The sequence below is a fragment of the Streptomyces meridianus genome, from assembly GCF_023703325.1.
In the GTDB taxonomy this organism is placed as follows: domain Bacteria; phylum Actinomycetota; class Actinomycetes; order Streptomycetales; family Streptomycetaceae; genus Streptomyces; species Streptomyces meridianus.
In genome coordinates, this window is record NZ_JAMQGM010000053.1 from 1 (window position 1) to 12864 (window position 12864).

Below are 12864 nucleotides of genomic sequence, written 5' to 3' on the forward strand. Positions count from 1 at the left end.
GTTCGCGAGCCGCGCCGGCTCCCGCGCCGGAGCCCGTCGGCTGCTCCGGCGACCGTTGCGCCGGCACGGGCGCCACGGCGGCCGCGTCCCCGCCGCCCGCCGCCGAATCGCCCCCCGCCAGGGGCACTTCCAGGACGAACGCGCTGCCGGACATCCCCGGTACCTCGTGGGTCTGCAGCACACCGCCGTGCAGCCGCACGATGCCGCGCACGAGCGGGCCGTGCACCGGGTCGCCGCCCGCGTAGGGACCGCGGACCTCGATCCGGGCGACCTCGCCGCGCTGCGCCGCCGCGACGACGATCGTGGAGTCGCCCCCTGCGGGGCCGGCCGTGCTCCCGGTCGCATCGACGCCGGCGACGTCCGCGATCAGATGCGCCAGTGCCTGTGCCATCCGCCGCGCGTCCACCGCGGCCTCGAGCGGCGGTGCGTGCACCGCGAACTGCGCGCGCCCGGGGCCGATCAGTTCGATCGCGCCCTCGACACCGGCGGCGACGACGCTGTCCAGCGAGACGGTCTCCCGCTGGAGCGGCTCCTGACCGGCATCGAGACGCTGGTAGCTCAGCACGTTGTCGACCAGCGTCGTCATGCGGGCATAACCGGCGGTGAGGTAGTGCAGGACCTGGTTCGCCTCGGGCCACAGCTGCCCCGCCGGATCCGAGGCGAGGGTGCCCAGCTGGCTGCGCAGCTGGTCCATCGGCCCCCGCAGCGACTCGCCGAGAACGGAGACCAGTTGGGCGTGCCGGGCCGCCAGGGCGTCGAACTGCTCCTTGTGCTGCGCCTCGAGCGCTTCCCGCCGCTCGGCTTCGCGGGCTCTCCAGTTCCTCGTAGCGCTTGGCCTCGCGCTCCTCGAGTTCGGCGTAGCGCTCCTCGAGTTCCTCGTACGGCCGCCGGTCCGTGAAGGTCATCACCGCGCCGACGAGCTGTTCGCCGTCCCGCACGGGTGCGGTCGTCAGGTCGACCGGGACCTTCTCGCCGTCCTTCGTCCACAGCGCCTGTCCGCGCACCCGGTGCTTGCGGCCGGAGCGCAGGGTGTCGGCGAGCGGAGTCTCCTCGTAGGGCAACGGGCTGCCGTCGCTCCGGGAGTGATGGGCCAGCGGGTGCAGTTCCTTGCCGCCGAGATCGCTGGCGCGGTACCCCAGGATCTGCGCGGCGGCCGGGTTCACCAGGACGACCTTGCCGTCCGTGTCGATGCCGACGACGCCCTCGGAGGCCGCGCGCAGGATCATCTCGGTCTGGCGCTGCTGGCGGGCCAGCTCCGCCTCGGTGTCGACCGTGCCGCTCAGGTCCCGTACGACGAGCATGAGCAGTTCGTCGCCGGTGTAGTGGTGCAGCGACGCGTCGGCGTACGGGGTGCGGCTGTCCTCGAGGTTGGTGCTCGTCACCTCGACGGGGAACTCGCTGCCGTCGGTGCGCCGCGCGATCATCCGGGTGGGCTTGGTGCGTCCGCCCTCGGGGTCGGCGCGGGGGCGCCGCATGGAGCCGGGGATCCGGTCGGAGTCGAAGGTGGGCAGCAGGTCGAGGAGCCCGCGGCCGACGAGTGCGGTGCCCGGCGCCTCGAATGTTTCGAGGGCGATGGTGTTCGCGTTGACGATCGTGCCGTTGCAGTTCACCAGAACCAGGGCGTCCGGCAAGGCGTCGAGTATCGCTGCGAGGCGAGCAGCGCCTCGCGATGGCCGGCTGCTCACGACACTTCCTCCCTGTACTACTGCGACTTGCCGACATACGCGGTCACCCGGGGGCGTGGCCCGTGTCATGTCACTGGTGGGAGTCTACGACCCGTGGTCGCGGCGCCGACGGGGGATGAGGCGTAGGCCACGCGGCGACTCTGTGCGACTCGGCGCACGCCGGACATAACGTTTCCCTCGCTCCTCGGGCGGCCCGGACCGCGACCTCATCCGCCGGCCGGGGGCAGCACCGGGGTGAGGTTGTCCCATCGGGCCACCTCGCAGCCGTTGGTGCGGTTGAACGTGGCGTCGACCGGTCGTCCCGCCCAGATCCCGGTGATGCGCGCGGTTTCCGGACCGCCGTAGATCATGGTGCAGTTGGCGTCCGGGGGAACCGGGGCGAAGGGGTCGGCCCCCCACCGCGTCTCCCGGTCGAGCTGGGAGCACGCGTCGGCGGCCCGGCGGTGGCTCCCGCCCGCGGGGTGGCAGTCGAGGCTGTAGGTGCCGTCGCGGGCGGTGTCACCGGTTCCGGTGACGGTGACGGTCAGCTCGTCCTGGTGGGCCGGGGGCATGTCCTGCAGTACGGGCAGGGCTGTCGCAGCCGGGGCGGTGCACACGGCCGAGACGGCGCAGAGCGCGGTGACGACGAGACGTCGGGTGAGGGCACTCATCGGGAACTCCCTGGGTGTGAGGGGCGCCGGGCCGGGGTGTGGACGGGCCGGCCGGTCCTTCGCCTCGTCTAACGCTCGTCACGCCGAGGCGTTGCGCAAGCCGGCGCCGGCATTCGGAGCAGCGGCGGCGGAGCGGTGCTTTCCGGCCGGCCCCGCCGGGGATGCGGCGGACGGACCGGCTCCGGGCGTGGCGGTTCCCAGGGGGCGAGGGGCGGCCGGGGCGGGAGTGCGGCTCACGGGCAAGTGCTTTGCCCTGCCGCCCGTGCGCCTAGTACCGTGGGGGGCGATTGGTGCAGGCCCGTAGGGCTGTGCCATCATCTGCACACGCCACATCGCGCTCGCGCGGGTGGGTGTGGAGGCTTCGCCTAGTCTGGTCTATGGCGCCGCACTGCTAATGCGGTTTGGGGTAACCCCCCATCCCGGGTTCAAATCCCGGAGCCTCCGCTCTGCTCCACTTGATCATGAAGCCCCGGCCGGGACGGCCGGGGCTTCTGTCGTTCCCGAGCCGGTGGTACGGGTGTGCGGGGCGGCGGGCCGGAGTTCCCCCCGGCGGGCCTCCCGTGGCACCCCTCCCGAGCGGCCCCCGAAGGGCGCCGTCTTGGTGCCCGCAGACATCGTTTTCGCAGTTCGGAGCGGGTGCGGACAACGGATTTCGCCTCCGGCGGCCGGTCATGTAATGTTGTTCCCGCAACGCCGACCGGCAAGAAAGACGCCGGAACGCAAGCGCTCGTAGCTTAACGGATAGAGCACTTGACTACGGATCAAGAGGTTGCAGGTTCGAATCCTGCCGAGCGCGCAGTGTGATGTCGCAAGGCATCGGAATGACCTCGAACCCACGATTGGGTTCGAGGTCATTGTCGTTGTCGGCCGGGTGGGCGGACGAAGCGCTGTAGCGCGTCCTGCAGCAGAGCGGGGTTCGCTGCTCCGCAATCTTCCGACATGGTTCGACCGCCCGTGATCAGTGGGACAGCCGCACCACCTTGGACGACCGGAGGACCTTCCCGGTCCCGTCCAGCGCCCTCACCTGGAAGTACGGCCCCCGTGCCGTCGTCGGGACCGCTGTCTCGAAGCCGGACCGCTCGGCGCGTCGCACGACCACCGACAGGGAATCCGGGTCCGATCCGGCGAGCACCTGCCAGGCTCGCGTCTCCGTCGAACCGTTCCAGGAGGCGTACACGACGGTCTTCCCGTTCCTGCCCCGGACTGCCACGCTCGGCGACCAGTGGGGCGTGCCGCACGGGCGGGGCTGGTGCTGCGCGGGGTCGCCACCGCGGACGGCACACAGCCGGAGACGACGAGCCCGACAGCGAGTGCGCAGGCGCCCAGGGCCCGGTTGCTTCGTCTCCGCGCCCGGCGGGCCCAGGGCTTCCGCTCCGTCATGACGTGTCTCCTCGGCGCAGGGGCCCCGAGGGGCGGACGCCCGTCCCGGGGCTGAACTCGGTGGTCCGGCGGTCACCCCGGACGGAACCGGCCGAAGGCGGGGCGTTGATCGCGGGCCACGCTGGACAGCACGGTCGCGCCGCGCCCGGCGGTGCGACCGTCGGGTGGGCCGTTCGGGATGCGACAGCAGTCCGAACGGCCCATCGGGGACGCTTCCGGCGGGCGCGGACGACGCGTCGTGCCTAGCGTGGCCGACGGGCCGGGGCCACAGGACGACGCGGGGCCGACGACGGGAATCCGGGTATGACCGCATCACTGGTGAGCACTTCTCCGCGCCGGTCCTCCGTGCCGGCCGGCGCGGTCTCCGACGGCCGGGCCCGCTGCGGAGATTCCGGATGACGCGCCTTCAGCGACATGGCGCGGCAGCGGGGGCGTCGCTGCTGCTCGTCCTCCTCGCCGTCTGCGGGTTCGCCGTGCTCCCGGACGGGGGCGGCACCCCGGAACCGCAGGGCATGCGCGACGGGGACGTGGTGGGCTCCCCCACCCCGCTGCGCCATGTGCCCCGGGACATCTCGGCGGTGGCCGACGGTTCCCTCGTCGTCTACCGGATGCCAGGCATCCAGGGACGTCAGGTCAACGCGACCGCCATGCTGTTCGTCCCGAAGGGCGCTCCCCCGGCTGGGGGTTGGCCGCTCCTGGTGTGGGGCCACGGAACGGTCGGATGGGCGCCGGAGTGTGCGCCGAGCGTTCAGCTCCAGGAGCACGGGAAGTGGGTCGACGATTCGAACGACACCCTGCTGGCGTCGGTGCTGAGGATGGGCATCGCCGTCGTCGCGCCGGACTACGAGGGGCTGGGACCCGTCGACCGCGGTGTCAGGCCGGGGCACGGTTACTACCACCTGGCGAGCGAGGGCCGGTCCATGGTCTACGCCGCGGTCGCGGCCCAGCGCCACCTCGGCCGCAGGGCATCCGGGCAGTGGGCCCCGGCCGGATGGTCGGAGGGCGGCTTCGCCGCGCTGGCCGCCGCGCACTACTCCCCGGACGCCGAGAAAGCGGATCCCGAACTGGACTTCCGCGGCACCATCGCCCTGGCCCCGGTCCCCGACGTGCCGGCCATGAACAAGATCCTCTGGCGTGACATCGACAACGCCTCGCAGTCCGGCCTTCCGCCGAGCGAGCACCAGCTCGACCAACTGGTGTTCGCCAACGCCGAGACCATCTACTTCACGAGGACCCAGCGCCAGGCGGGCTACGACGTCGACCCGGCGCAGGTGTACGGCGCGAACATGCTGCGGATCTACAACAACGACTGGCGCACCTGCCTGGACGACCTGAACTCCCTCGTCCGGAAGGACATCCAGGCCTACCTGGACGCCTCGCCGTCCCACCGCCTGAACACCTATCCGGGGGCGCGCGGCGACCGGCCCAACGCGCTCCCCGACAACCGGCGCTTCTACCGGGAGAACCAGGGGAAGCTGGAGAACTCGAAGCTGCCGGGCCCGGTCCTCTGGCTGTACGGGACGGACGACATCACCAGTCCGGGTTCCGTCACCTACAACGTCGTCAACAAGATGCTGATCAACGGCAACGACATCAACCTGGGCGTCCTCGAAGGGGCCGGCCACTACGACGTGCCCACCGTGGGCCGGCCGCTGGTCGAGGCGCGTCTGCGGCAGCTCTTCGGCCTGAAGTCGTGACGACGGGGGCCGCCGCAACCATGCCGGGCCGGGCTCCCGTGGGGTCACGGCCGGGTGAGAGGCGGTCGGCGTCGCCGTCGAGCCGGGGTCACCGATGCCGTCGCCGCCCGATGTCGGTGCCGCCCTCCATACTCCGTCGGTGACGGGGCGGTCCGTCGCCTGTGCCGTCCCGGGAGTGGCCGGCCGGTGGCACCACGACGGCTGTGACATGACCAGGGCACGAGCGCAGGGAGCGGCATGACCGGGGACACGTCCGGCCGGCGGTGCGCGGGGCTGCTGTGGACGCCCGGTGGCCCGGCCCTGGCGTGGTACGGCGGGCCCGGACGCGGCGAGCGGACCGGGCCGCTCGCCGGACGACGTGACCTGGCGCTCCTCGCAGTGGGCCAACGCGGCTGCGTCGGCGTGTGGCGTGCCGGTCGCCGGATCCCCTGTCCCACCGGGGCGATCGTGGTGGCGACGACGACCGGGGCGCAGTGCCCGGAGTGCCGCACGCTGGACCGCTCGATGTCCGTGGCGGCCGACACCCGCGCGGACGACCAGCAGCCCTACTGCCTTTACCTCGCCTGGTTCGGCCCCGGACTCTGCAAGGTCGGCATCACCGCCGCGGCCCGGGGCCATGCCCGGTTGCTGGAGCAGGGTGCGGTCGCCTTCACGATGCTGGGCCGCGGCCCGTTGATGGCGGCGCGGCGGGCCGAGGAACTCCTGGGCATCGTGCTCGGGGTCAGGGACCGGGTGCCGTACGCGGCCAAGCGCGCGGTCCGGACCCGGTTGCCGCCGGTGGCCGACCGGTTCGCGGAGCTGGCCGCGCTGCACGAGCGGGCGAGCATGCTGGACGGCTGGCCCGGCTCCCTCCTGCGGCTGCCCTTCGAACCCGTGGACCACAGCGACGCCTTCGGACTCGACCGGCTCGCCGCCCCGTCGGAGCCCGAAGCCGCGACGGCCGGCGAGGTGACCGGACTGGTGGACGGGGCCGTGGTCGCCGGGGAACTGCTCGGCGCCGCCGGACCCGATCTGCACCTGCGGAGCGGGCAGCGACTCCTGATCGTCGACACCCGGCTGCTGGCCGGCTGGGTGCTGCGCGCCGCCGGCCCCGGACCGCGGACCAGTGCGCCCGTCCGGAACACCGGGGGACCCGGCGCAGGAACCGGTACGGGTGTGCAGGACGGCCTGTTCTGATCAGCCCGCATACTGGCCGGACCTGATCGGACGACCCCGGGAGCAGTGGACATGTGCGGAGCCGAGACCCCCGGCACCGGGATACCGCCGGCCGCCGAGAGCGCCCGTGTCGCGGCGTTCCGGGAACGGCTCGGCCTGGATGCGCTGATCGACGTGCACACCCATTTCATGCCGGACCGGGTACTGCGCAAGGTCTGGGCCTACTTCGACGGAGCCGGGCCGCTGTTCGGCCGCCCGTGGCCGATCGCCTACCGCCACGAGGAGGAGGAGCGTCTCGCGATCCTCCGCGGTTTCGGTGTGCGGGCCTTCACGGCGATGGTCTATCCGCACAAGCCGCAGATGGCCGAGTGGCTCAACGCCTGGGCCGCGGATTTCGCCCACCGCACCCCCGACTGCCTGCGCACCGCCACCTTCTTCCCGGAGCCGGAGGCCGCGTCCTACGTGCGGGCGGCCGTCGACGCGGGGGCGCAGGTCTTCAAGGCGCACATACAGGTGGGCGACTACGACCCCAACGACCCCCTGCTGGAGCCGGTGTGGGGACTGCTCGCCGAGACCGGCGTCCCGATCGTCGTGCACTGCGGCTCCGGGCCCGCGCCCGGCAAGCACACGGGTCCCGAGCCGATCGCGCTCCTGCTCGCCCGGCATCCGCGGCTCCGGCTGATCATCGCTCACATGGGGCTGCCCGAGTACCGGGACTTCCTCGCCCTGGCGCTGCGCCACCCGGGAGTGCATCTGGACACCACGATGGCGTTCACCGACTTCTCGGAGAGCAGCTGGCCGTTCCCGCTCGCCGACCGGCCGCGCCTGGCCGAGGTCGGCGACCGCATCCTGTTCGGCAGCGACTTCCCCAACATTCCCTATCCGTACGCCCATGCACTGGAGGTGCTGGCCGGGCTCGGGCTCGGGGACGACTGGCTGCGCGCCGTCTGCCACGACAACGCGGCCCGGTTGTTGGCGATCTGACGGACGTCGGGCCGCGACGGCCCGGCCCGGGCGGTCACCGGCCGCGGCGTACCAGGAGGTCGGCGGCGACCGGCCGGTGGTCCGAGGCGAGGCTGTCGGAGACGGCCGCGCCGCGCACCAGGACACCGTCCGAGACCGCCACGTAGTCGATCCGTTTGACGGGGGCCTGCGCGGGATAGGTCAGCTCGCCCGCCGGGGGTGCGGCATCGGTCAGTTCCTGCCACAGCGGTGCCAGTTCCGGCGCATCCGGGGTCGCGTTGAGGTCGCCGACGAGGACCTGGCGGGGGCACCTCCCGTGCCGGTCGCAGTCCTCCGCCATGATGCGCCGGGTGTCGGCGACCTGCATCCGGCGCACCGACGGGTCGCCGCGGTAGTCCAGGTGGGTGACGTACACGTGCACCGGCACTCCGTGGGCGCGCACCACCACTTCGCCGAACCCGGGGCCCGGTGCGGGAACGGGGTTCGGATCCTGGGTCGAGAGCCGGGTGATCTCGTGGTTCCCGGCCGAGAGGATCCGGTGGCGGGTCAGGACCGCGACCCCGAACTCGCGCCGCGGAGCGCCCTCTTCGGCCGGGTCGAGGCTGTAGACGGGTGCGAAGTACACCTGCATGTCCAGGGCGCGGGCGAGTTCGCCGGCGAGGTCCCGCCACTGGCTGCGGGCACCCCAGTGCACGTCGACCTCCTGCAGGCCGATCACGTCGGCGTCGAGGGCCCGGAGCGCTTCCGCGGTCCGCTCGGGATCGAAGGCCCGGTCGGCTCCCGTACCGGCCGCGATGTTGTAGGAGGCGACCCGCAGGGGAACGTACGGGCCCGGCCCGGCGCCGTGCCCGGCGGCCAGGGCGGCCGGGGCGGGCAGTGCGGCGCCGACGGCGGTCAGCCCGGCGGCGAGGAGCAGAACGATTCGACGACGCAGCGACATCCACGACTCCCTGCTCGGATCGGTGCGATGACGTTACCGAAAGCGGAGGTTCAGGGTAAGAGCGCCGACGCGGCGAAAAACCGTCACATCCCGTTGAGCGCATGAGGTTTACGGTGTTCCGCCCCGACAGCGCCGGGCGCCTGCTGGGGCGGTTCGCGGACGGGTGTGCAGGGCGTTCTGCAGGCCGTCCCCCGTCGGTCAGTCCTGCGGAGCCAACCGGGCCGGGAACCCGCCCGTGGCCACCGGGCTCCAGCGTTGCGGCGTGATGCGGATCAGCGACTTGCCCTGCTCGACCATGGCCGCCCGGTACTCGTCCCAGTCCGGGTGCTCACCCGAGATGTTCCGGAAGTACTCGACGAGGGGCTCGACGGAGTCCGGGGCGTCGATGACCTCGGCGGTGCCGTCGATCTGCACCCACGGCCCGTTCCACTCGTCGGAGAGCACGATCAGGCTGACCCGTGGATCGCGCCGGGCGTTCCGGGTCTTCGCGCGTTCGGGATAGGTGGAGACGACCAGCCGGCCGGAGTCGTCGACTCCGCAGGTCAGGGGAGACCCCTGGGGGCGTCCGTCGGCCCGGGTGGTGAGCAGGATCGCGCGATGCCGGGGCCGGACGAATTCCAGCAGGCCGGTGAGATCCACGTCGGTGTTCGTTGCGATGGCAGGGCTCATGCGGGAAGCCTACGACTGCCGGCCGCGCCCGGCCCGCGGCCCGTTGGCGATGGACGCCGGGCTCCGGGGGCCGGAGCCCGGGCCCGTGGGCGCCCGTCGGAGACCCGGGCCGGGGCTCCGCCGTGAGGCCGTCAGGAGGGAGCCGAGCGGCCGGAGCCCGGTGACGGGTGGCCGGTGCTGCGGCCGTGGGGCGGGCGTCGTCCGCCCGCTCCGGTGCCTGCGGGTCCCGGCCGGGGGCTCCGGTCGTCCCCCGCCCGTGCCGTCCGGCCGGGACCCTCTTGCTGACGGGCGGGGCGTGTCCGCTCCCACGCCGCACCACCCGCCAGGCTGTCACTCGCCCGGGTGGGCGAGTTCGATGTCGTGCCCGTCGACGCCGCGGCCCTGCACCGCGAGCGGGGTCGCGGCCGGCGGGTAGCCGCTCGCCACGACGGTGTAGTCGCCGGTGTCCAGGCCGGGGAAGGCGTAGGACCCGTCCTCCCCGGTCGTCGCGGTGGCGACCACGTTCCCGGCCGAGTCGACGAGCGTCACGCGGGCGTCGGGCAGCGGGCTCCGCCCGGAGCCGGCCCTTACGATCCCCTGGACCAGCGCACCGGGTTCCAGCTCGATCCCGGTCCGGGTCGGCCGCCGGCCGCCGACCTCGACGGGGTGCGCGGCCGGGCGGAATCCGGTGGCGTCCACCGCCACCGTGAAGGTGCCCGGGACCAGTTCACCGAACTCCGCCTCGCCGCCCTCGTCCGTGTGCCCGGTCGCGAGTACCTCGCCGCGCTCGTCGGTGACGACGACGAGCGCTCCGGCCACCGGCTCGCCGCCGGCCGCGTCGCGGACGGTGACCTCGAGGCCGCTCGTGCCGGACAGCAGCACGTCGTGGGAGAGGCGTTCGTCACCGACGACGACCGTCGAGGCCTGCGGCTGGTGCCCGTCGGCGGCCGCGATCAGCACGTACGACCCCGGCTCCGGAACGTCCAGCGCATAGGCGCCGTCGGGCCGGGCGATGCTCCGGCCGAGCTGGCGCCCGCCGAGGGAGATCAGCGTGACGGCGGCCCGGGGCACGGCGGTGCCCTCGGCTTCGCGGACGAATCCGTGCAGGCCGGTGCCGGTCGGCGACGCATCGGCGCACCCGATGGTTTCCGGGCCCTCGGAAGCCGGAACGGTCGTGGCGGCTGCCGGAACCGTCCCGGTGGCGTCCGCCGCGGGGAGCGGGGCTGCGTTCCCGTCGGGCTCCCCGGGCCGGTGGGTCCGCAGCGGAACCTCCTTCACGAACAGCACGAAGAGCAGCGCGAGCAGGGCCACGGGCGCCGCGTACAGGTAGATGTCCGCGATGCCGTGTCCGTACGCGTCTTCGACGACCGTGCGGACCGGGGCCGGAAGACGGTCCGGGTCCGGGATGACGCTGCCGCCGGACGCGTCTCCGGGCCGGATGCCGAGGGCGGCCATGCCGTCCGCGACGTAGTCCTTGACGCGGTGGCCGAGCACCGCACCCAGTGCGGAGACGCCCACGGCGCCGCCGAGCGAGCGGAAGAAGGTGACCACCGAACTGGCCGACCCGAGGTCCTGCGGTGAGACCTGGTTCTGGGTCGCCAGCACCAGGTTCTGCATCATCATGCCGATGCCGAGGCCGAGCAGCCCCATGAAGACCGCGAGATGCCAGTACTCGGTGTCGTGGCGCATGGTGCCGAGGAGGCCGAGACCTGCTGTGACCAGCACTCCGCCGATCACCAGCCAGGCCTTCCAGCGGCCGGTGCGGGTGATCGCCAGGCCGGAGACCGTCGAGGAGACGAACAGCCCGCCGATCAGCGGGATGGTCATGACACCGGCCATGGTCGGCGACTCGCCCCGGGCCAGCTGGAAGTACTGGCTGAGGAAAACGGTCGCCCCGAACATGGCGATGCCGACGAAGAGGCTCGCGAACGAGGTGAGGGTGATGGTCCGGTTCCGGAACAGCCGCAGCGGGATGATCGGTTCGCTCGCCCGGCTCTCGACGAGGAGGAACAGCAACGCGAGGACGGCCGAACCGCCGACCATCGCGCAGCTCTGCCAGGACGCCCAGGCGTACCGGTCTCCGGCGAGGGTGACCCAGACGAGCAGCAGGGACACGGCCGCGGAGACCAGGACGGCACCCGTCCAGTCGACCTTCACCTTGCGCCTGGTCACCGGGAGCTTGAGCGTCTTCTGCAACGTGATCAGTGCGACGACCGCGAACGGGACGCCGACGTAGAAGCACCAGCGCCAGCCGAGCCAGTCCGTGTCGGTGATGACACCGCCCAGCAGCGGACCGCCGACGGTGGCGACGGCGAAGGTCGCGCCGAGGTAGCCGCTGTAGCGGCCGCGCTCGCGCGGCGAGATCATCGCGGCCATGATCACCTGGGCCAGGGCGGAGAGGCCGCCGACGCCTATGCCCTGCACGGCCCGGAAGGCGATGAGGACACCGGTGTTCTGGGCGAGACCGGCACCGGCCGAGGCCAGCACGTAGAGGATCAGAGCCGATTGCACCAGCGTCTTCTTGCTGGTCAGGTCGGCGAGCTTGCCCCAGAGCGGGGTGGTGGCGGTCATGGCCAGCAGGGACGCCGTCACCACCCAGGTGTACGCGCTCTGACCGCCGTCCAGGTCGTGGATGATCTCCGGAAGTGCGGTCGAGACGATCGTCGACGACAGGATCGCGACGAACATGCCCAGCATGAGGCCGGAGAGTGCCTCCAGGATCTGACGGTGGGACATGGGCGGGGCGGACGTGTCCGCCGCCGGGCCCTCCCGCAGGTCGGCTGGTGCCGTCATTGCCATTCGGTTCCTCGTCCTCACGCGTCGGTACGGGTGGTGGTGCGGTCGTGGTGGGCCCGGGGGTGGCAGTCGCCGAAACTGGTGCGCAGCCGGGTCAGCAGGGTGTTGAGCTGTTCGATCTCGCTGACGTCCCAGTCGGCGAGCCGGCTCGCGAGCATCTCGGTCCAGCGCTCGGAGACCTCGGCGAGGATCCGGGTGCCGGCCGGGCTGAGCCGGAGCAGACGCGATCGCCCGTCGAGCGGATCGGGGTGGCGTTCGAGCCAGCCACGGCCCGCGGCGTGGGCCACGTGCCTGCTGGTCACCGACATGTCGACGGCGAGCAGGTCGGCGAGTCTGCTCAGGCGCATCTCGCCGTGTTTGCCGAGGAGTGCCAGGACGGCCGTCGAACCCGCCGGGCAGTCGTCCGGGAGGCTCCGGGTGAGTCCCCTCTTGACGGCTGCCACGGCGCCGAGATGTCCGGCCAGCTCCTCGTACGGGCTGCGGGCGGCCACGGGGCTGCTCCTGTGGGTACGGGACGAAATCAAGTTGCTTAGGGCAACCATAGGCTGATTGGTTGCTGAAGGCAAACGAAAGTGCCGGCCGCGTGCGGACGGAGCTGAACGTCCGAGGTCCTCCGGCGTCGTCACCGAACGACCCGATGCGCGCGCAACGTGGGGGTGCTGGGTGGTTGTCGTGAAGGATGGGGGCGCGGTGCGCGGGCCGTCGCCCAGGGGTTGGGAGCCCTGTGGCGGTTCGCTAGGGTCCTGGCCCATGGCTAACAACCCCCCCAACCCCGCCGGTCAGCACGACCAGGCGGGCAGCACCCAGATGTTCCGGGCCTTCGTCGACGAGAGCGAGTCGTTCGGGGCCCCCGCCGAGCGGTCCGGCTCGCGTGCGGGCCTCGTCATCGGCATCGTCGTCGCGGCGGCGGCGGTCGTCGCCGCTGTCGCCTGGGTGGCGATGGGCTGATC

The 12864-nt window shown here is 72.5% G+C and carries 10 protein-coding genes, 2 tRNA genes and 1 pseudogene; 6 read left to right on the forward strand and 7 right to left on the reverse strand.

The annotated features are described in order from the left end of the window. Both M1E25_RS22880 and M1E25_RS22885 read right to left on the reverse strand, forming a co-directional pair. Positions 1-1685, reverse strand: a pseudogene (locus tag M1E25_RS22880) (PAS domain-containing protein); the annotation flags it as partial. Between the two features lie 206 nt (positions 1686-1891). Further along, entirely contained in the window at positions 1892-2335 is a 444-nt protein-coding gene (locus tag M1E25_RS22885; protein WP_251418724.1) for an SSI family serine proteinase inhibitor, read from the reverse strand. A 354-nt stretch (positions 2336-2689) separates the two neighbouring features. On the opposite strand from M1E25_RS22885, the gene M1E25_RS22890 reads away from it, so the two are divergent. Both M1E25_RS22890 and M1E25_RS22895 read left to right on the forward strand, forming a co-directional pair. Then, positions 2690-2779: transfer RNA gene (locus M1E25_RS22890), tRNA-Ser, on the forward strand. Between the two features lie 279 nt (positions 2780-3058). Then, positions 3059-3131, forward strand: a tRNA-Arg gene (locus M1E25_RS22895). Between the two features lie 162 nt (positions 3132-3293). Here M1E25_RS22895 and M1E25_RS22900 read toward each other — a convergent pair. Further along, positions 3294-3512, reverse strand: coding sequence for a hypothetical protein (locus M1E25_RS22900; protein ID WP_251418726.1), 219 nt, complete (start codon positions 3510-3512; stop codon positions 3294-3296). A 598-nt stretch (positions 3513-4110) separates the two neighbouring features. On the opposite strand from M1E25_RS22900, the gene M1E25_RS22905 reads away from it, so the two are divergent. The 3 genes from M1E25_RS22905 (at position 4111) to M1E25_RS22915 (ending at position 7551) form a co-directional block, all read left to right on the forward strand. Further along, positions 4111-5412 (forward strand): alpha/beta hydrolase family protein, encoded by a 1302-nt coding sequence (locus M1E25_RS22905; RefSeq protein ID WP_251418728.1) that lies wholly within the window; start codon positions 4111-4113, stop codon positions 5410-5412. 237 nt (positions 5413-5649) lie between these two features. Beyond that, positions 5650-6588: a DUF2797 domain-containing protein gene (locus tag M1E25_RS22910; protein WP_251418730.1), complete on the forward strand. Its 939-nt coding sequence runs from the start codon at positions 5650-5652 to the stop codon at positions 6586-6588. A 51-nt stretch (positions 6589-6639) separates the two neighbouring features. Continuing rightward, positions 6640-7551: an amidohydrolase family protein gene (locus M1E25_RS22915; RefSeq protein WP_251418732.1), complete on the forward strand. Its 912-nt coding sequence runs from the start codon at positions 6640-6642 to the stop codon at positions 7549-7551. A 34-nt stretch (positions 7552-7585) separates the two neighbouring features. Here M1E25_RS22915 and M1E25_RS22920 read toward each other — a convergent pair whose 3' ends face one another. The 4 genes from M1E25_RS22920 to M1E25_RS22935 form a co-directional block, all read right to left on the reverse strand. Further along, positions 7586-8470 (reverse strand): endonuclease/exonuclease/phosphatase family protein, encoded by an 885-nt coding sequence (locus M1E25_RS22920; protein ID WP_251418733.1) that lies wholly within the window; start codon positions 8468-8470, stop codon positions 7586-7588. A gap of 198 nt (positions 8471-8668) precedes the next feature. After that, a complete protein-coding gene (locus tag M1E25_RS22925) occupies positions 8669-9139 on the reverse strand; it encodes a PPOX class F420-dependent oxidoreductase (RefSeq protein ID WP_251418735.1) in 471 nt (156 codons plus the stop codon). Positions 9140-9469: 330 nt separating this feature from the next. Beyond that, on the reverse strand, positions 9470-11854 hold the full coding sequence (locus M1E25_RS22930) for an MFS transporter (RefSeq protein WP_505016604.1): 2385 nt from the start codon (positions 11852-11854) through the stop codon (positions 9470-9472). A 77-nt stretch (positions 11855-11931) separates the two neighbouring features. Then, positions 11932-12405, reverse strand: a complete 474-nt coding sequence (locus tag M1E25_RS22935; RefSeq protein WP_251418739.1) for a MarR family winged helix-turn-helix transcriptional regulator — start codon at positions 12403-12405, stop codon at positions 11932-11934. 259 nt (positions 12406-12664) lie between these two features. On the opposite strand from M1E25_RS22935, the gene M1E25_RS22940 reads away from it, so the two are divergent. Beyond that, positions 12665-12862, forward strand: a complete 198-nt coding sequence (locus M1E25_RS22940; protein WP_251418741.1) for a hypothetical protein — start codon at positions 12665-12667, stop codon at positions 12860-12862. Positions 12863-12864: the final 2 nt, after the last annotated feature.

Excerpts from the sequence above, each read along its gene's own strand:
- M1E25_RS22885 (WP_251418724.1), bottom strand. The coding sequence starts at position 2,335 with ATGAGTGCCCTCACCCGACGTCTCGTCGTCACCGCGCTCTGCGCCGTC.
- M1E25_RS22905 (WP_251418728.1), top strand. The coding sequence starts at position 4,111 with ATGACGCGCCTTCAGCGACATGGCGCGGCAGCGGGGGCGTCGCTGCTG.
- M1E25_RS22910 (WP_251418730.1), top strand. The coding sequence starts at position 5,650 with ATGACCGGGGACACGTCCGGCCGGCGGTGCGCGGGGCTGCTGTGGACG.
- M1E25_RS22915 (WP_251418732.1), top strand. The coding sequence starts at position 6,640 with ATGTGCGGAGCCGAGACCCCCGGCACCGGGATACCGCCGGCCGCCGAG.
- M1E25_RS22920 (WP_251418733.1), bottom strand. The coding sequence starts at position 8,470 with ATGTCGCTGCGTCGTCGAATCGTTCTGCTCCTCGCCGCCGGGCTGACC.
- M1E25_RS22925 (WP_251418735.1), bottom strand. The coding sequence starts at position 9,139 with ATGAGCCCTGCCATCGCAACGAACACCGACGTGGATCTCACCGGCCTG.
- M1E25_RS22930 (WP_505016604.1), bottom strand. The coding sequence starts at position 11,854 with ATGTCCCACCGTCAGATCCTGGAGGCACTCTCCGGCCTCATGCTGGGC.
- M1E25_RS22940 (WP_251418741.1), top strand. The coding sequence starts at position 12,665 with ATGGCTAACAACCCCCCCAACCCCGCCGGTCAGCACGACCAGGCGGGC.